Raw genomic sequence first — 17,434 nt, 5'->3', positions numbered from 1 at the left:
CTGATATGTCCTTATACAGGATATACAGGATGTTTTCTTTCACTGAACGTGACATCCTTTGTTTCATAAAGCTTATAACGCTGGATCAATACGGAGCGCAATTCATTCGGGGCGGTGATTTCATCTACAATTAATTCAGAAGCCAATTTATAAATGTCGATATGCTCTTTATATTCCTTCTGTTTTTCCTGGACATATTGAATTCTTTCTTTAGGATCTTCGATTGCCTGGATCTTGTTGGAATATACAGCATTTACCGCAGCCTCAGGACCCATTACGGCAATTTGAGCCGTAGGAAGGGCAATACAGACATCCGGGTCGAAAGCAGGACCTGCCATGGCATATAAACCTGCTCCATAAGCTTTCCTTACGATCACAGAAATTTTCGTTACCGTTGCCGAACTCATGGCTGCTATCAATTTTGCACCGTGGCGGATAATACCCGCTCTTTCCACCTTGGTCCCGATCATGAATCCAGGTACATCAGCAAGGAACAACAAAGGAATATGGAAAGCATCGCATAATTGAATGAATTTAGCGCCCTTATCCGCGGAATCATGGAAAAGGACTCCACCCTTCACTTTCGGTTGATTGGCAATGATCCCTACTACCTTACCGTCAAGTCGCCCGAAACCTGTAATCAATTCAGGAGCGAATAGCTTTTTCATTTCAAAGAAGCTTCCTTCATCAATCAACGTATCGATGCAATCATACATATTGAATGGAGCATTTTGATGTTCAGGGATGATGTCTTCGAGAAGCTTTTCATGTTTAGGCGCAAGTCCCTCAAGCACCTTGGGCTTCTGTTGGTAATTGGCCGGGAAATAACCTAAATACCTTTTCGCTTCTTCAATTGCCTCCTCTTCGGAAGCCGCAAGCAGGTCACCACAACCACTGACCGTACAATGCATTCTTGCACCGCCCATTTCTTCAAGGGTCACTTTCTCCCCAATCACCTTTTCAGCCATCCGAGGCGAGCCAAGATACATGGATGCATTCCCATCCACCATGATGACGATGTCGCAGAATGCAGGAATATATGCTCCTCCGGCTGCTGATGGTCCAAAAAGGACACAAATCTGCGGAACCATCCCGGACATCTTCACTTGGTTATGAAATATTTTGCCTGCCCCCCGACGATTCGGGAACATATCTAACTGATCGGTGATACGTGCGCCTGCAGAGTCCACTAAATAAAAGATAGGCACTTTTAAATTAAGGGCCGTTTCCTGGATCCGGATGATTTTCTCAACCGTCCTCGCACCCCAGGATCCGGCTTTAACCGTGGAATCATTGGCCATGACGCACACAGTCTGTCCCCCTACTTTTCCTATCGCCGTCACTACACCATCAGCCGGTAAGTCGTCCGCCTTATTATTGGCAAACATTCCATCTTCCTGATAATCCCCATTATCAAATAATTGTTGCAGGCGATCCCGGACAAACATCTTTTTCTGTTCTTTCAATTTCTCATGATATTTAGGCTGACCACCGGAAGCAATTCTTTCCCTTGTTTCTTCAAGAGTATTGATGATCGTTTTAGATGTTGACATATTATCCCCTCCGTCGTTTTATGTAAAAATACAAGAACGGCTCATAAACAAGCCAGAAACCGCAAACGATTTCTGACTCATTGTCTTACCCGGATCATCCTTCGATTATTAGTAATACATCGCCTTCATTCACGAAGTCCCCTACATTTACTTTAATCTCTGTGACTTTCCCGGCAGCTTCAGCTTCAACGGGAATTTCCATTTTCATAGATTCGAGCATTAGAACAGTATCTCCGCTCGACACCTCTCCACCTTGTTCCACTAATACATTCAGTACCGTCCCTGCCATTGTTGATGTGATTTCCTTCATGATTGATTCCTCCTGTTTGTCTTCTTATGTTTGATTGAGGTGCGGATCATTCCGCACCAACATTACGTACGGTTGGCTGTCAAAAAGTCCTGGAGCCATTTGGTCGTATATGATCCATCTTTAAACCCGTTGTCTTCAAGGATATCCCTGAAGAGACTGACATTGGTTTTGACCCCTTCAACCGTTACCCCCGCAAAGAAAAGCTTTGCCTTGTCCAGCGCATCCTGACGGTCATTCCCCTGGATGATACACTTGGATATCATCGGATCATAGAAGGGGGTCACATTGTTCCCCTTTTCGTATCCGCTGTCAATCCGGACACCTTCACCTTGACCCCATTCCAATTCTGTCAGCTTCCCTGGAGAGGGATAAAACGTCTTTGGATCTTCAGCATATACCCTGAACTCAATTGCATGACCGGCATTCTGGATTTCTTCCTGCCTGCAAAGGGGCAGAGGCTCTCCGCTTGCTACCAGCAGCTGCCATTTCACGAGATCGAGCCCCGTGATCGTTTCAGTGACCGGATGCTCTACTTGCAGACGGGTATTCATTTCAAGGAAGTAAAAATTCTCCTCTTCATCAACGATAAACTCCACCGTTCCTGCATTCGTATAATTCACTGCTTTTCCAGCCTTTATGGCAGCAGTGAACATCTTCTCCTTCGTTTCTTGAGATAGGGCGGGAGAAGGTGATTCCTCTATCACTTTCTGATTTCTTCGTTGTACGGAACAATTCCGCTCGAATAGATGAACGAGATTTCCATGGTGGTCACCAAAGATTTGTACTTCTACATGTCTCGCATTCTCTATACATTTCTCGAGGAAGACTTCCTCTTTCCCGAAATAGGCTTTAGCACGGTTTTTAGTAGAATCGAAGCTTTGAACGAGCGCTTGCTCATTTTCACAGCGGATCATACCGATCCCGCCGCCGCCACCACTTGCCTTCAGCATCACGGGGTAGCCGATGTCATTTGCCACCTCTTTAGCAGCCTCTATGGTATCGACTCCTCCGTCGCTTCCAGGTACTACAGGAACAGACGCATCCTGCATCACTCTTCTTGCCTCTACCTTATCTCCCATTTTCTCAATGATGTCATGGGCAGGACCAATAAAAGTAATCCCTTCTTCTGTCACCCTCTTCGCGAAGTCGGCATTTTCCGAGAGCAGGCCGTACCCGGGATGGATTCCATCCACTTTCTCCTTCTTTGCAACATCCAATATATTGTCCACCACTAAGTATGAACGGTTCACTTGTGATTCACCTATGCGGAATGCAACATCCGCTTCTTTCACAAAGGGCATATCCTGATCTGCATCTGAATAAACCGCGACTGTTTGAATGTTTAATTGTTTACATGTTTTGATGATCCTAGAAGCGATTTCTCCCCTGTTTGCAATTAATATCTTCTGCACAATCTCTCCCCTTTCTTCATGGAACACACCTGTTCATAATACGAATTCTACAAAAATCGTCGAAATCCTTCTTCTCCATTGTAAACGTTTTCTTAATTAAGTGCAGAATTTTTTGTTATTTTGTTATATAATAATAATAAATACTAGTTCTAATAGTAAATGAATTGCAAACGGATACAACATTCTTATTGTATTCAAAGAATCATTTTTCAGCATTTTAGGAGGTCATACTATGGCAGTAAAAGTGGAAAAATTAAAAGTTAACTATAAAACTCTTGAAGAGTTTAAAAAATTTAAAGAATATGGTGTACAGGAATTATCCATGCTTGAGGACCTGCAGGCGAATATCATTGAAAACGATAGCGAATCTCCGTTTTACGGAATTTACTTCGGGGATACTCTGGTTGCCAGAATGAGTCTTTATCAACGCAATGCCCGTTTTGATCAATACTTCGATCCTCCCCAAAATTACCTGGAGCTTTGGAAGCTTGAAGTATTGCCAAAATACCAGAATAAAAGCTACGGAAAAGAATTAGTGGAATTCGCCAAGACCTTTGGATTGCCGATCAAGACAAACTCTCGAATCAAATCTCAAGGTTTCTGGGAGAAGATGGGGTTTGAAGCCGTAACATACGAAGTGGAAAGAGATTTAGGTGAAAATCCATACGTATGGTTCCCTGAAGGGGTCAAAGAACAAAAAATCAGTTAATATACGAAAAAGGCTTGCTCAAGTACACTCGAGTCAGCCTTTTTCATTTCATTTATTCAATCGTTGTAAATTGCCGTTCTTATCCATCTGGAATTTTACTTTGTCTTCATTTCCTTGTAGCAGGGCCATCTTTCTCGCTTTTTCAAAGATGGCTAATAAAGATTTATGATCTTCTTCAAGGAGATTGAATTTTTCTTCATACTCTTTCAACTCTTCTTCTGTTGCTTTAAGCTTTTCCTGCAGTTGTGAGATTTGTTCGTGAAGCTGATTGTTTTCATTTCGTACTTTCTCCTCGTTACGGACGGCTTCCTCTGCTTTTTGAAGGTACTGTATCATGCTTCCCATCGAAAAAGCTTCCGGAGACTCCGACGCACATTCAACCGTCGGGATTTCCTGCTTCTCTTCAAAGGTCTTCTTTGGCGGAGAATATTTTTTTGATTGCTTTCTCTGTTTCTTTGCCAGTTCTATACCGGATTTATATTGTTTACGAACAAATGAATTCCAACGAAAGCCGCATGCCGCGGATGTCCTTGATAGTTTTTTTCCTACTTCTTCAAACGCTTGCAGCTGAGTCCCACCTTCACGTATATGACGCAATACCACTTCCGCTAACAACACATCTTCATCCTGGCTCCAGGCGTCCTGTCTATTTGAAGACATTTCCATCCCCCCTATTTCGTCAGTTTCTCCATACATATGCTCTTACTAGAGAAGATAGAATCAGCATCCCTATTTTTAACATACAAAAAAGGAACCGGTTTTCACCTGCTCCTTTTACCTTCATGAACTATTTAGATAAAAATCGATCGACTGCTTTGTGATGCTCATCCTGTGCCCACAGTTTGGAGCAGTGTTTGATTTCCTCCAGGATATTGGCTTCTATCCTCTTTGTATTCCATTGATTAAGGAGTTGCCGTTTATATGCCTTCAAGACTCCTGCAGACTTAGACGAAATCATCTGAATAAATGGTACTTCATGTACAGGTACCATTTCATCCACCACTTCATCTACGAACCCCATTTCATGAAGTGCTTCTGCCTGTTCCAGACGTGCCGTCATTAAAAGAGACATGGCTTTGGAGACAGGAATTCTTTCAAGGAGAAGGGTCCCTCCTCCCCATCCGGTGGTGATGGCAAGATTCCCTTGAACGAAGCCCATCTTCGCGGTTCTTCTTGCTACTCGGAAATCACACGCAGCGGCGATCTCACATCCCCCTCCAATGGCAGTGCCATTGATGAAGGCAATGGTAGGTTTCGGAAGAAAGGCGAGTCTCGTAAGGAGGCTGCCCATTTTACTGAGCATTTCGTAGCTTTCACCTTCTGTTTTCAGATTGTGGAACTGCGATAAGTCTCCCCCGGAACAAAAAGCACGATCTCCGCTTCCGGTTATGATGAGCGCTTTTACATGTTCGTTTTGAACGCACTCATCCATCACCTTCTGAAGTCCATTCATAATTTCGTAGCTAACAGCGTTTCGTTTATCCGGGCGATCAATGATAAACTCCAATATCCCTTCATTGTTCATATGTAATACATATTCTCCCACTTCTAAAGCCCCCTTTTATCTTACATTTAGTGTATGGCTTTTCCGATCCATTGAACAGACCTTTTCTATAGATACGACAAAAAAGCGTGAAGAGCCATGGTCTCTTCACGCTTTTTAGCGGTGTAAGCGATTATTTGCTTACAACTTCTTTTCCTTTATACGTTCCGCACTCTTTACAAACACGGTGTGCTAGTTTCATCTCACCACAGTTTGGGCATGCTACCATACCAGGTACACTTAGTTTGAAGTGTGTACGACGTTGTCTTTTTGCTGTTTTAGAAGTTCTTCTAAAAGGTACTGCCATTCTTCCCACCTCCTTAAAAGAGATTCATACTCATTATGAAGCCAGTCGAGCTGGTACTTCGCTTTTAAGAGTTCTTGTTTTGATCAAGAAGTTTTGCTAAGTCAGCGAGTCGAGGATCTACTTTCTTCTCTTCCTCTTGTTCGACTTCATGAGCCTGTTCTTCGGTCATCACTTCCCAGTTCTTACCGGAAGGCATCTCATCTTGTTCTCTCGCTTCATTACTAATTACCTGCATCGGAATCTCAAGTAACAGCAATTCTCTGATAGCCGGTTTTAAATCAATAACATCACCTTGTATACGATGTACTTCTTCTTCCTCATACTGATCATAATCAGCTTCATTTAGAAGATACGTTTCAATCGTATTGATGTCAACTGGTAAATCGACATCCACAAGGGTTCTTGAGCAAGGCAGGACTAACTTTCCTTCTATATGAAGATGAAAAGTGACACGGTTTGAACCGATATCCGCCTTTCCGGACACCCGAATAGGTGAGACTTCTATAATTTGGGGATCGACTTCTTTCAGTTCGTCCAAATTAATCGTTTCGTCTATGGAAAGTCCCTTGTCTCTGAATTTTTGTAATTGGATTATTGACCATTTCAATGTAATCACCTCAAGGCAACAAAGGTAATTATAGCTTTCATAATACCGTTTGTCAATATTTTTTCTTTACACTCTCTTTAACCATAGTGTTGTAATTATAACGTTTAAATATAAGGACTTTCAAATATTTTATTATATTCGTTATGAGTCATTCAATTGAGATGCTTAATTGGGCTTATAATAAAACAGTGACCGTTCCTCTCCGCTGCAGCCACTTGCTTTCCTCTATTTCCCGCAGGAGTCAAGTGGCTTCCGCTACGATCCACTCTTTGATTCTAAAGAATAGTCTTTCCAATCTAACTGAAAGGCAGAATCATTAAATATGTTATATTTAGTGAGATTCAATAAAAAATGATATTTAAGTAATTTTATTTTCTACTATTATAAAGAATATGAGACTGATTATGGAAAGGTTGTGGGTTTTTATGAAGGCGACAGGGGTAGTTGTGGAGTACAATCCGTTTCATAATGGACATTTGCATCATTTGAGGGAAACAAGGGCCGCTACCGGGGCGGATGTTGTGGTTGCCGTGATGAGTGGGCACTTCCTCCAGCGTGGTGAGCCTGCACTTGTTTCAAAATGGGCCCGTACGAGGATGGCACTGGAGTCAGGAGTGGATGTCGTGATAGAGCTTCCGTATTGTTTTGCGACACAGCATGCGGAAATTTTTTCAAAAGGGGCGATTTCACTCCTGGACCGATTTGGCTGTGAAAGCTTCTGTTTCGGTAGTGAAGATGGGGATATTGATGCGTTCTTAAAGACGATTCAATTCATCCAAACACACCAGGAGCAATACGATACGTACATAAAGGAATTTATCCAGGAAGGGATGAGCTATCCCTCAGCACTGGCCGGTGCCTTTCGGAAATTGGGAAATCAGGATTCTGTCATCGATTTAAGTAAACCCAACAATATTTTGGGATTTCACTATTTGGAGGCAAGGAATCAGCTTGGGTCTTCATTGGAAGCGTATACGATTACCCGGGAATCAGCCGGTTACCATGATGAACATTTCTCTTCCCCTTCCATTGCCAGTGCAACCAGCATTCGCAAAAGTATATTCAGTACCCGAGGGAACCACGAGATCGAATCTTATCTTCCTGCCAGTTCTGTGCAGGAACTGGAAAGATATAAAGGCGAGTTTGGTGGATTACACAGGTGGGAGAGTTATTGGACCCTGCTTCAATATAAGCTTCTTTCCTCTTCAAAATCTGAGTTGAGGGATATATATGAAATAGAAGAGGGAATAGAAAACCGGATGGTAGAGTATGCGAAGTCTTGCTTATCCTTTGAAGAATTCATGACGAAGCTTAAGACCAAGCGATACACGTGGACACGCCTTCAAAGAATGCTCCTTCATGTACTAACCGATACACATAAAGAAGAAATGAGGAGCCGGCATGACTCTCCTCGTTATATCCGTCTTCTCGGTATGAATACCAAGGGAAGGGAATTCATCCACTCCCGGAAAAAGAATCTGTCCCTCCCTTTGATCAGCAAGCTATCCAGTGCAGACCCACATGATATCCATTTAGATATCAAGGCTGCGGAAATCTATTCATTGGGCCTGCAGGATCCAGACGCACGCAAAAGACTTCTACGACAAGAATGGTCCCAACCCCCTATTATGATGTCATAACAATGTGATTCAAACAAAGAGACTGCCCCCCGTATTGAAGGCAGTCTCTTTGTTCAGTTTTCGATCGATTTGAGGAAGGACAATGCTTCATCAAATGTTTTTACGGGTATCACTTTCATATCCGTACCGATATCTTCAGCTGTTCGTTTCGCAGCGGTATAGTTGGATTCAAGATCAGGGTATTTTTTCTTCATTTCTTTTGTAATGGTTTCATCCGGTGCAAGGAAGTATTCGGCATCCGCTTTATCAGCAGCAATGATTTTTTGTTCGATGCCTCCGATACGACCGACCACACCATCCTCTGAAATCGTCCCGGTCCCGGCAATCCTGTGCCCTTTAGCCAGATCTCCCTTCGTCAGTTGGTCATAGATTTCCAAACTGAACATCAATCCGGCGGAAGGTCCCCCTATTTCCTCGGTCTGAAGCTTTACGGGTGGATCTGTTATGATTTCTTTATCATCACTTAATGTGATGCCGAGGCCAATCTTATCAGGGACATCGGGAAATGCTTCAAGCGGGATCGTTTCAACCTTTTCCTCTTTATTCCTGACGAATGTGATATCCACTTTATCCCCTTTTGTTTTCCCACTTACGTAATCAATGAATTCTTGTGACGACTGAAAAGTTTGACCGTCTATGGCGGTGATCCGGTCGCCAGGTTTCAACACTTTTTCAGCCGGCATATCCGGGTATATATTTAATACATAAATCCCTTTATATTTATATTCATACGGTTTGCCTGCTTTTTTATAGGCCACTTCAATGGCATGGGTTTGGGAATTATTCATGAGCTGAAGTTGGCGAAGGTTGTATTCTTCATCGCTTTCATGCGGACTTCTGATCTCCTCAACCGGAAAGATATATTCATATTTCCTTATGCTCGCCATCAGATAGGCATATATATTCGCCCTTCCCATCCTGACGGTTGTCAGCATCAGTTCCCCATCGTCATCATATCCATTCTCGACGTGGACGATTGGATCAAGTTCATGTGCATTCCCGGGTTTCGTAACATAGAAAGGAAGATAATAAAAAGAAGTGGCGACCATAATGAAGGTCATGATCAGCAGGGTTTTTATCAGCGTTTTTGTTTTCATAAATTTTTTACTCCTTCCAATTGTCCAGAGCTTCCTTGATGGAAGGAATAGCCTTCTTTGCTTCTTCTTCTCCCATATCGATGATTTCTTCAATGTTTTTAAAAGCTCTGGTGCTGTACATTTCTACATGTGGTCTGATCATGAAATCAGAAGCAAATTCACGGTGAGCGACGATTTCCAGTTGGAGGATATCAATGCTTTGCATGATCACGTCATAGATGGTGGTGATTTCTGCATTACGTTTCACATGGGATACATCGACCCCGATTACAATGTCCGCTCCCATTTCTTTCACCACGGAAACCGGCACCCGGTCAATGACCCCTCCGTCCACCAATAGACGGCCATTTATCCTTTCAGGCACAAAAATACCCGGTATAGCGATACTTGCCCGGACTGCGCTTGCTATTGGACCGGTGGTAAAGATGACTTTTTCTCCGTTTGTAATGTCAGTTGCCACAACACTTACAGGGATATTTAATTCTTCAATATTTTTATTATGGGTAAAGAGCTGAATGAACTCTTTTATTCTCTTGCCAGATATGAACCCCATTTTCGGAACGGTAAAGTCCAGATAATACTTCCTTCTGAAGGTAGTGGAAAGCTTGTATAGGTCTTCCATCTTGTGACCCACCCCATAAAAGCAGCCGACGAGCGCCCCCATGCTGCTGCCTGCAATCATATCAATCGGTATGTTGGCATCATCAAAGGCTTTCAAGACGCCTAAATGAGCAAATCCCCTTGCGCCACCCGAGCCGAGGGCTAATCCGATCTTTGGTCTACCCATGCCCTTCCCCCTTTTCCCGAGTCATCGGTCTATTCATCATATGGTCTATTTCAAGTATGTATGAGTATATTGGATAATATGAGGACAAGTTGAATTAATCTCATTTTATCATTCTTTTCCCATTTCACAAGGAATTGAAATAGAAGGAACTATTTTTTAGGGGAGGAAGTCCTGTTGTTCAAATCTAAAATCAAAACCTTGGCTTTATCCATAAGTGTGACGGTATTTGCCACCTCTCTCATCTTGATGCCCGGGGAATCATTGGAGGCATCCATCAGAGGTTTGGACATGTGGTGGGAAATCGTCTTTCCATCCCTATTGCCGTTTTTCATTGTATCTGAAATGCTGATCGGATTTGGGGTTGTCCGATTTATAGGTGTCATGCTTGAGCCCTTGATGAGACCATTATTCCGGGTTCCGGGAGTTGGTGGATTTGTGTGGGCGATGGGTATGGCATCAGGCTTTCCCGCAGGAGCTAAATTGACAGCCCGTTTGCGCCAGGAAAAACAGATTACAAAACTGGAAGGGGAAAGACTCGTTTCATTCACGAACTCTTCCAATCCGCTATTTATATTCGGGGCTGTTTCTGTCGGATTCTTCCAAAACGCGACCCTTGGGATTGTGTTAGCCGCTGCTCATTATATCGGGAATATATGCGTAGGCATCGTCATGAGATTCTACGGGGTTAAAGAGAAAGAGGAAATCAGAAGCCTCCAGACAAAAAGGAAGGGTTTCATCCTCCGGGAAGCATTCTCGGCACTTCACCGGACAAGGTTACAGGACAAACGTCCCATCGGCAAACTACTGGGGGATGCCGTCACTTCATCCATTCAAACGTTGTTAATGATCGGTGGATTCATCATCTTATTTTCTGTCATTAATAAAATGCTGTACCACTTAAACATCACGACCTTTTTTGCCGAAGGTCTATCGGCTTTATTTATCCTTCTGCAATTACCCGACCAATTAAGTATCCCATTTATTTCAGGACTCTTTGAAATCACATTGGGTTCAAAACTCACAAGCGGTGTAACGGAAGCCACCCTCCTCCACCAAGCGATCATCACAAGCTTTATATTAGGTTTCAGCGGTTTCAGCGTCCAGGCACAGGTCGCAAGTATCCTGGCAGATACGGATATTCGATTTAAGCCTTTCTTTTACGCTCGCATAGTTCACGGATTTGCCGCATCCGTCACGACCATTCTCATTTGGAAGCCCATTTATGAGAGGTTTTCCGATGAGCAGCTTTCCAACGCCATCCCGGTATTCGCCAGGCACAACGACGCATTTTGGACCGACATGCTCTATTGGTTCAAGACGGCAGGTCCCATCATCACGATTTCAAGTCTGATCCTATACATGGTTCTATATGCACGAAAACATGTGAATCATTGAAAAACAGGGTTGATCCACTTAGACCGATTTCACAGTTAGTGAAGAAATATGGTCAATAGTTGGATCAACCCTGTATGGTTAGTCACGCTGATATTTCGCCTTTAATGATTCTTCTACACGCTTCGGTACAAGCTCAGAGATATCGCCTCCGTATTTAGCCACTTCTTTGACAATACTCGAGCTTAAGAAAGAATACTGATTATTCGTCATGATGAAGAACGTTTCAATTTCATCATCCAGTACCCGGTTCATGGACGTAATCTGCATTTCATATTCGAAGTCCGATACCGCCCTTAATCCCCTGATGATTGCTTTTGCATTCACACTCTTCGCATAATCGACCAACAAGCCTTGAAATGAATCGACTACCACATTTGGTATATCCCTGGTCACTTCCCGAATCAATTCGATTCGTTCTTCAACCGAAAAGAGTGGTTTTTTAGAAGAATTATTTAATACTACCACGTACATTTCATCAAATACCTTGGCACCCCGTGTAATAATATCCAAATGTCCATATGTAATGGGATCAAAGCTTCCCGGACAAACTGCTATACTTGGCATATACTTACCTCCAGCTCTTTATCGTAATCCTCAATCATTCTCCCCTGGAAAATATCGATATCCTGATGATTCCATAGGTCTCTTCCCTTACCTTCTTCAAGCTCCCCACTTTATCTTCCAATGTTATTTCAGATCCATGTTCACACATCACGAAACCGCTTTCATTCAGAAGGTTGTGTTCTTCGATGAATTCCAGGAGTTGTTGAAGTTTCTGCTGTTTGTAAGGGGGATCCAGGAATATATAGTCAAAGACTATTTCTCTTTTTAGTATCGCCTTTAACGCTCTTGTAGCTTCATTTCGATATACTTCACTTTGGTCCATCAGATCACAGTCTTTAAGATTGGCCTTTACCGTTTGGAAAGCCTTCTGATCCCTATCCACAAAGATGACGGAATCGAGTCCACGGCTTAATGCTTCAATGCCCAGACCGCCGCTTCCTGCAAACAAATCCAATCCTGTCCCGCCTTCAAAATAGGGACCCAACATATTAAATATCGATTCTTTCACCTTATCTGTTGTGGGCCTTGTTCCACTTCCAGGAACAGCTTTTAACGGCCTGCCCTTTAACGTACCTGATATGACTCTCATAATCATCCACCATATATGTATTTTTTCCTCCCTATCCTATCATATCTCGACACATATCGCCACATTCAGAATTTGCATCAAAAATGTATAAAATCATTTTGATAGGTGATAATGAGAGTAACAGCATCCTAACTGATGTTGTTGCCAACCGCGGAGAAGACTTACGATTCCCCATAAGTTCTTCCTCCGGTTTCTCCTCTCCCTTTGCCTTCTTTCCAGAGATGGATATAGAAGGACCCTGCAGAAAGTTCTGCAGGGCTTTTTACGTTTCCTTTAAGATTTCGATTACATTTTTCTTGTTCTCCACTTCCGCATTGAACAATTTTTCAAACCAATGGACATCCATATAGGTGGTATCCCCTATCGTTTGAACCGGCTTTCCCAGTAATCCATAATTTTCTTCATTGTAAATAAAATAATCTTCATTTAGATAAAACCTTAAAGTATTTCCCTCTACTGTAGTGAAGTACACGCCAGGCTGCAGTTCTTTCATTTCGATCCCCATTGCCTCGACTGCCTCAGGGAATTGAACATATTCCTTTTGCTGATAAGAAACGTATGATAGCTGAATTGATTTTTGATTGACTATTATCGGCTTGCTCGCCTTCAAAATAAGAAAAGGATGCTCATTTCCTTTCACACTGTCAGCAAAAAATGAACAATTGAACCCTGTCACCTTACTGACTGTATCATCCAACATGTTACGGTCTACGGTTTGGTTCCTTACCCTGTCTCTAAGATCATCCCACTCGGAGGGGCTCAGACCTTCTTTTAACTGCTTGTATGCCCATGCCGGTTTGGCAGCGTTTGGAGGCTCATTGAGGAGGATACTGACAACCAATTCCTTCAACCAGGCATCTTCATCCCTTGAGGACAGTGTTTGGTACAATAAGCTTTGCCTTATCCTTTTCACTTCTTCTCCATAAGCATCATTCAACACGATGAGATGGGGGGACTTAAAAGGTTTAATTTTTTTTGAAATGAGAACAGTCACAAAGCCGTCAGCGGTTTCGAATGAATCCAGCTGATCAAGATCGACTGGATCCCCTTCCCCAGTCAATACCTTTACTGCTCGCGACCTGCTTTCTTTCAGCGATTCTTTTGTCCACACTAAATCTGAAGGTTCCCCTCTGCCACTGAAGAAATAGTAATCGATATAATCCAGCTTTTTATGGTTGGATGAAGGATACCCCGCAATCCATTTTCCGTTCCTTAAGCTCTTTTCCGTTAACTCAATGTCCGTTTTGAGGGTTGAAACCCCGGAAAGTACAGGATACCAATTTCTTAAAGGTACACTGTCAGCTTTCATCGAGTGCTTTAATGAATAGGTGATGGTGATTTCCTGAAGATCCTGATTCAAGGTCTTAACATAAAATTCACCGTTTTCTTTCGTCAAACAGTTGTTTTCTTCTTTATCATTACAGGCAAAGTTCCCTGCCCCCACCGGCCATTTGATCAGGAGGGGATCAGAAGGAATGCCCGATGGGAAATGAATCGTCTCAGTCACATCAAACGTATCTCCTTTATGAATGATGGAATAGTCTTGACTTACCTCAACGATACCCGACTCACCCGCACTCTCTGTCGTAAACCCCATCCATTGGAAGACGAGAATACCGGAACTAACCAGGATCATCAAAAAACCGAAAGTGAACACAAATCGTCTCATACTATACCCTTACCTCCGTTTACTACTTAAAGAATAGCAGAAGAATAAGGATAATAGTGGTACATATTTGTGAAATCCTTCAAAAATTGTTGTTTTTTCACTTCCTATGATCTGTAGCTCTGTCAACGAGTGTGAGCTACAGGGTGAGGGGAACTGCTTCGCTTTCCACGGACGTTCGGCCGAGCCTCCTCAGCACAATTCGCTTCCGGGGTCTCGACACGCCCGTTTTTTCCGTAGGAGTCTACGCAGTTCCCCACACCCTCTTATCAAGCTATTGGTGACAGAGCTAAATGCTTCTCAAAACTCTTTAAAGAATTAAGAGCATTTAACTTTAACAATTCTATAACTATAAACAATCACTTCAGCCTTAAAAAATTCGAAGTAATATAGACATTTATTCAAGTCGTTTAAAACATTTTTTAATAGTTGATTGGAGCGGAAGGTGCTCGACTCCCTCGGGAAAGGTTATTATATCAGGGCTTACAACCGGTTTATTCTCTTTTAAAAATTTTTTAAATATCATATTAGATAAACGCATTCCCTTTTTTTCTTATTTGTTCAAAATAAAGGGATTTACGCTTACGCGTTGCGTTAAGAGACTGGAAGGGTCTCCCTTATATTCAGTGATGGGCACTTTTGATCTCTGCTTGTTTAGGTAGACTTACCCTCCCATATCTCCTGGCATCGAGTGCCTACATTCCTTCGTTGGGTCTTTCCCTAACGCAGAGGCCAGCGTATGCTCCTGCATGGACTGATCAGTAGATCGTCGAAAGTCGTGTATGGGCCGGCTTCTCAGTGTCTGGGTTGTAGAAGAACTACGTTCTAATTCAAATAGTTAGGCTGCTTTGAGATGAGAGAGGAAAGGCATATCTCGCATCATGCGCTCTAAATCAAAGGTCGTTTCATAATGGCTGAGTCCGTGACAAATTTGAAGTAATTTACGACACAGAATCACAAGTGCTTCTTTTTTCGTTACTGGTTTCTCGCGATCATTGCTGTAGTAGTCATAAAGTGCTCGAAACGCCGAGTTTGAGTGTAGTAAAGGGAACACTGCTTTGTACAATAAAGCTCGAAGCCTTCTTCGCCCTCGCTTAGATATTCTTTTTCTACCCTTTGATTCACCAGAAGAATTCGTTACCAGTGTTAATCCCGCGAGTTTAAATAATTGGCGTGGATCCTTGTAACGTTTGAGTGAACCTGTCTCGGAGAGTAGCTCCAATACGGTTGTTTCACTAATTCCGGGAATCGATGTTAGGTAATCAAAGTCAGGCAATTGGCGGGCAAGGGTGACAAGGTTTTCAGTAAGCTCTTGGATCTGTGATTCATACATGAATAACTGGTCAAGCAACATTCTGATTTCCATGCGTGCCATTTCAGGACTGTCTTTCAATCCTATAGACTGCTCTGCCACTTGAAGGAGTCGCTCTACTTTATTCTTTGACAGATAGCGAACACCCTTTGTCTGAAGAAAGTCAATCAGCTCTTCAGGCGAGAAGATCACAAGATCTTCTGGTAAAGGGGCATATTTTAAGATAGCTTGAGCCTGTTTTCCAAGACCTTTGATGACGGAAGCGAACTCAGGGAAGTAAAGGTCGATCCATCGTCGGATGCGGTTTTGAATAGAGGCCGATTCTTCTTTTAAACGGACTCGATAGGCCGTCCCCCGACGAAGTTCAGAATCGATTTGAGTCATTTCCCTTGGCATACTGTAATATCCTTGTGGCATCATTTTTGCGATGACCCGGGCATCTTTCAGATCATTTTTACTCTGTAGGTTATCGTCTAGCTCTTTGGTTTGTTTAACGTGAAGAGGATTGACAAGGACATATGGAATGCCATGATCTGTTAGAAAAGCTGCGAGATTCATCCAGTAATGGCCGGTAGGCTCAAAACCAATGATGACTTCCTTTTTATTATGAATACTTATTAGCTTTAGGATAGTAGCGTAAAAGCTTTCAAATCCTTGAAGGGATTGGCGAATGACAAAGCTTTTCTTGAGTTCACGTCCACGCTCATCTACGGCACAGGCGTAATGATTCCGCTTCGCTATGTCAATACCAACAACCAGTGTAGTTTCAGAAATTTGATTAATACGTTGATTTCGATTATCATGCATGTGAAGATCCTCCTTAGTTATGAGCGATTGGTTAGCACCTGCATCATAACGGAGGGTCTTTTTTTATGCAATAGATGAATTCTCACCTCACAGGAATAGCTCCTGCGGGAAATGCTGGACAGGTGAGACCCCGGAAGGCGAAGCCTGAGGAGGCTCACCGCCAGCCCCGCGGAAAGCGAGCACCTGGAGCGGAAATCAACCACTACTCGCTTCTTCTAAAGCAAAACATGAGCGTCTAAAATAGCGTCTTTACTTATGTCTTTAGTTTTGAAATAATAAGGAATTGATGAACTTGGTAAGAAAAGGGGAATAATACAATGATTCAACGTTTTATTGAATTAGGAGAAGGTTATTCAGATATTTATGAGCTTTTGGAGCTTGCGAAAGCGAATGAAGAACGTTTGCAACATATGCTCGCATTCCATACCATTGTGAAGGACCGCGCTGTCACTTCTTTGGCCATTGTAATGAAACCGACGGAACAAGGAAAATTCCAGGCCATTTATGTATGCCGTGAAGGAATTCCCAATCCTAATATTACACCGAACCAGCGCTACTCACTATTTGAGGAGACAGCCGAGAAGCTTGGCAGGGTCATCATTCAAATGGATGTTAAGCCCTCGACTCTATTTCCGGAAAATGCACTGTACTATCAGCATTTGATTGCCATTTTGAGATTGAATCATTATATTCTGCCTCTGCAATGACCGGCGCCTCGCGACTTAAACAGATTGATGTGACAGTCCAATGAAAAAAGCTGCCAAAATAATATTCTTTGGCAGCCATTCTTAAAATCCCATTTTGTAATCGTATTCCTTCGCTTTATCAGGACGTGAATTTTCAAAGACGGACTTGATAAATGGCTTAAAGGAAGGATCGACTTTCTTCACGTATGAATAAGCAGAGATTCTTTCCATCACCGAGTCCAGTTCGTCCTGATTGCAATACAGCACCACATATTTCATTTTTTTCGATACATAGTGAACATTTCCAAATCGTCTAAGGGACTTGGCATGCTTCAAGCTATGTAACCAAACAACTAAACCTTGTCTTTCTGTTAACATATAGTTTCCCCTCTAGGAATCACTTTTTTTTAAGTCTAGCATAATAGCGTGTGGGTAAGCAATAAGTAATGG

General features: G+C 42.6%; 18 protein-coding genes. 4 read left to right on the top strand and 14 right to left on the bottom strand.

From position 1 onward, the window contains the following. Positions 1-11 precede the first annotated feature (11 nt). The 3 genes from P8596_RS09535 to P8596_RS09525 all read right to left on the bottom strand — a co-directional run bounded on the left by P8596_RS09535 (position 12) and on the right by P8596_RS09525 (position 3,275). Positions 12-1,553 (bottom strand): acyl-CoA carboxylase subunit beta, encoded by a 1,542-nt coding sequence (locus tag P8596_RS09535; RefSeq protein WP_034755884.1) that lies wholly within the window; start codon positions 1,551-1,553, stop codon positions 12-14. A gap of 94 nt (positions 1,554-1,647) precedes the next feature. Beyond that, positions 1,648-1,863: a biotin/lipoyl-binding carrier protein gene (locus P8596_RS09530; protein WP_034755887.1), complete on the bottom strand. Its 216-nt coding sequence runs from the start codon at positions 1,861-1,863 to the stop codon at positions 1,648-1,650. 62 nt (positions 1,864-1,925) lie between these two features. Further along, positions 1,926-3,275 (bottom strand): acetyl-CoA carboxylase biotin carboxylase subunit, encoded by a 1,350-nt coding sequence (locus P8596_RS09525; protein ID WP_254651292.1) that lies wholly within the window; start codon positions 3,273-3,275, stop codon positions 1,926-1,928. Between the two features lie 232 nt (positions 3,276-3,507). Between P8596_RS09525 and P8596_RS09520 the strand changes: the two genes are divergently transcribed. Then, positions 3,508-3,984, top strand: coding sequence for an N-acetyltransferase (locus P8596_RS09520; RefSeq protein WP_034755893.1), 477 nt, complete (start codon positions 3,508-3,510; stop codon positions 3,982-3,984). Positions 3,985-4,032: 48 nt separating this feature from the next. Here the strand turns inward: P8596_RS09520 and P8596_RS09515 are convergent, their stop codons facing one another. The 4 genes from P8596_RS09515 to P8596_RS09500 all read right to left on the bottom strand — a co-directional run bounded on the left by P8596_RS09515 (position 4,033) and on the right by P8596_RS09500 (position 6,441). Continuing rightward, positions 4,033-4,644 carry an RsfA family transcriptional regulator gene (locus tag P8596_RS09515; protein WP_034755895.1) on the bottom strand — a complete coding sequence of 204 codons (612 nt, stop codon included), beginning with the start codon at positions 4,642-4,644 and terminating at the stop codon, positions 4,033-4,035. A gap of 127 nt (positions 4,645-4,771) precedes the next feature. Beyond that, positions 4,772-5,530, bottom strand: a complete 759-nt coding sequence (locus tag P8596_RS09510) for an enoyl-CoA hydratase/isomerase family protein (RefSeq protein WP_224520318.1) — start codon at positions 5,528-5,530, stop codon at positions 4,772-4,774. A 130-nt stretch (positions 5,531-5,660) separates the two neighbouring features. Continuing rightward, positions 5,661-5,834, bottom strand: a complete 174-nt coding sequence (rpmF, locus tag P8596_RS09505) for a 50S ribosomal protein L32 (protein ID WP_034755898.1) — start codon at positions 5,832-5,834, stop codon at positions 5,661-5,663. A gap of 64 nt (positions 5,835-5,898) precedes the next feature. Beyond that, entirely contained in the window at positions 5,899-6,441 is a 543-nt protein-coding gene (locus tag P8596_RS09500; protein WP_224520319.1) for a YceD family protein, read from the bottom strand. A 404-nt stretch (positions 6,442-6,845) separates the two neighbouring features. Here P8596_RS09500 and P8596_RS09495 point away from each other — a divergent pair, with 404 nt between their 5' ends. After that, complete coding sequence (locus tag P8596_RS09495; RefSeq protein ID WP_347815208.1) at positions 6,846-8,081, top strand: nucleotidyltransferase; 1,236 nt, start codon at positions 6,846-6,848, stop codon at positions 8,079-8,081. A gap of 53 nt (positions 8,082-8,134) precedes the next feature. On the opposite strand, the gene P8596_RS09490 is transcribed toward P8596_RS09495, so the two are convergent. Next, a complete protein-coding gene (locus tag P8596_RS09490) occupies positions 8,135-9,178 on the bottom strand; it encodes a SepM family pheromone-processing serine protease (protein ID WP_279726701.1) in 1,044 nt (347 codons plus the stop codon). Positions 9,179-9,185: 7 nt separating this feature from the next. Continuing rightward, on the bottom strand, positions 9,186-9,965 hold the full coding sequence (locus tag P8596_RS09485) for a patatin-like phospholipase family protein (protein WP_034755906.1): 780 nt from the start codon (positions 9,963-9,965) through the stop codon (positions 9,186-9,188). Between the two features lie 174 nt (positions 9,966-10,139). On the opposite strand from P8596_RS09485, the gene ylbJ reads away from it, so the two are divergent. Then, a complete protein-coding gene (ylbJ, locus tag P8596_RS09480; RefSeq protein WP_224520320.1) occupies positions 10,140-11,360 on the top strand; it encodes a sporulation integral membrane protein YlbJ in 1,221 nt (406 codons plus the stop codon). A 78-nt stretch (positions 11,361-11,438) separates the two neighbouring features. Here the strand turns inward: ylbJ and coaD are convergent, their stop codons facing one another. The 4 genes from coaD to P8596_RS09460 form a co-directional block, all read right to left on the bottom strand. Further along, complete coding sequence (gene coaD, locus P8596_RS09475) at positions 11,439-11,924, bottom strand: pantetheine-phosphate adenylyltransferase (RefSeq protein WP_034755912.1); 486 nt, start codon at positions 11,922-11,924, stop codon at positions 11,439-11,441. A 34-nt stretch (positions 11,925-11,958) separates the two neighbouring features. Further along, entirely contained in the window at positions 11,959-12,513 is a 555-nt protein-coding gene (gene rsmD, locus P8596_RS09470; protein WP_034755913.1) for a 16S rRNA (guanine(966)-N(2))-methyltransferase RsmD, read from the bottom strand. A gap of 262 nt (positions 12,514-12,775) precedes the next feature. After that, entirely contained in the window at positions 12,776-14,182 is a 1,407-nt protein-coding gene (locus P8596_RS09465; protein WP_279726699.1) for a hypothetical protein, read from the bottom strand. An 835-nt stretch (positions 14,183-15,017) separates the two neighbouring features. Beyond that, on the bottom strand, positions 15,018-16,298 hold the full coding sequence (locus P8596_RS09460; protein ID WP_279724108.1) for an IS110 family RNA-guided transposase: 1,281 nt from the start codon (positions 16,296-16,298) through the stop codon (positions 15,018-15,020). A 317-nt stretch (positions 16,299-16,615) separates the two neighbouring features. On the opposite strand from P8596_RS09460, the gene P8596_RS09455 reads away from it, so the two are divergent. Beyond that, positions 16,616-17,005, top strand: a complete 390-nt coding sequence (locus P8596_RS09455; RefSeq protein WP_224520323.1) for a DUF7147 family protein — start codon at positions 16,616-16,618, stop codon at positions 17,003-17,005. A gap of 81 nt (positions 17,006-17,086) precedes the next feature. Here P8596_RS09455 and P8596_RS09450 read toward each other — a convergent pair whose 3' ends face one another. After that, positions 17,087-17,362 (bottom strand): YlbG family protein, encoded by a 276-nt coding sequence (locus tag P8596_RS09450; RefSeq protein ID WP_224520324.1) that lies wholly within the window; start codon positions 17,360-17,362, stop codon positions 17,087-17,089. Positions 17,363-17,434 lie beyond the last annotated feature (72 nt).

This window comes from Rossellomorea sp. DA94 (assembly GCF_029834455.1).
Classification (GTDB): Bacteria; Bacillota; Bacilli; order Bacillales; family Bacillaceae_B; genus Rossellomorea; species Rossellomorea vietnamensis.
The sequence above is the reverse complement of the archived record's forward strand: the minus strand, read 5'-3'. Positions and strand labels throughout refer to the sequence as shown.

Excerpts from the sequence above, each read along its gene's own strand:
- P8596_RS09465 (WP_279726699.1), bottom strand. The coding sequence starts at position 14,182 with ATGAGACGATTTGTGTTCACTTTCGGTTTTTTGATGATCCTGGTTAGT.
- P8596_RS09485 (WP_034755906.1), bottom strand. The coding sequence starts at position 9,965 with ATGGGTAGACCAAAGATCGGATTAGCCCTCGGCTCGGGTGGCGCAAGG.
- rpmF (WP_034755898.1), bottom strand. The coding sequence starts at position 5,834 with ATGGCAGTACCTTTTAGAAGAACTTCTAAAACAGCAAAAAGACAACGT.
- coaD (WP_034755912.1), bottom strand. The coding sequence starts at position 11,924 with ATGCCAAGTATAGCAGTTTGTCCGGGAAGCTTTGATCCCATTACATAT.
- rsmD (WP_034755913.1), bottom strand. The coding sequence starts at position 12,513 with ATGAGAGTCATATCAGGTACGTTAAAGGGCAGGCCGTTAAAAGCTGTT.
- P8596_RS09495 (WP_347815208.1), top strand. The coding sequence starts at position 6,846 with ATGGAAAGGTTGTGGGTTTTTATGAAGGCGACAGGGGTAGTTGTGGAG.
- P8596_RS09515 (WP_034755895.1), bottom strand. The coding sequence starts at position 4,644 with ATGTCTTCAAATAGACAGGACGCCTGGAGCCAGGATGAAGATGTGTTG.
- P8596_RS09530 (WP_034755887.1), bottom strand. The coding sequence starts at position 1,863 with ATGAAGGAAATCACATCAACAATGGCAGGGACGGTACTGAATGTATTA.
- P8596_RS09460 (WP_279724108.1), bottom strand. The coding sequence starts at position 16,298 with ATGCATGATAATCGAAATCAACGTATTAATCAAATTTCTGAAACTACA.
- P8596_RS09520 (WP_034755893.1), top strand. The coding sequence starts at position 3,508 with ATGGCAGTAAAAGTGGAAAAATTAAAAGTTAACTATAAAACTCTTGAA.
- P8596_RS09490 (WP_279726701.1), bottom strand. The coding sequence starts at position 9,178 with ATGAAAACAAAAACGCTGATAAAAACCCTGCTGATCATGACCTTCATT.
- P8596_RS09450 (WP_224520324.1), bottom strand. The coding sequence starts at position 17,362 with ATGTTAACAGAAAGACAAGGTTTAGTTGTTTGGTTACATAGCTTGAAG.
- P8596_RS09535 (WP_034755884.1), bottom strand. The coding sequence starts at position 1,553 with ATGTCAACATCTAAAACGATCATCAATACTCTTGAAGAAACAAGGGAA.
- P8596_RS09455 (WP_224520323.1), top strand. The coding sequence starts at position 16,616 with ATGATTCAACGTTTTATTGAATTAGGAGAAGGTTATTCAGATATTTAT.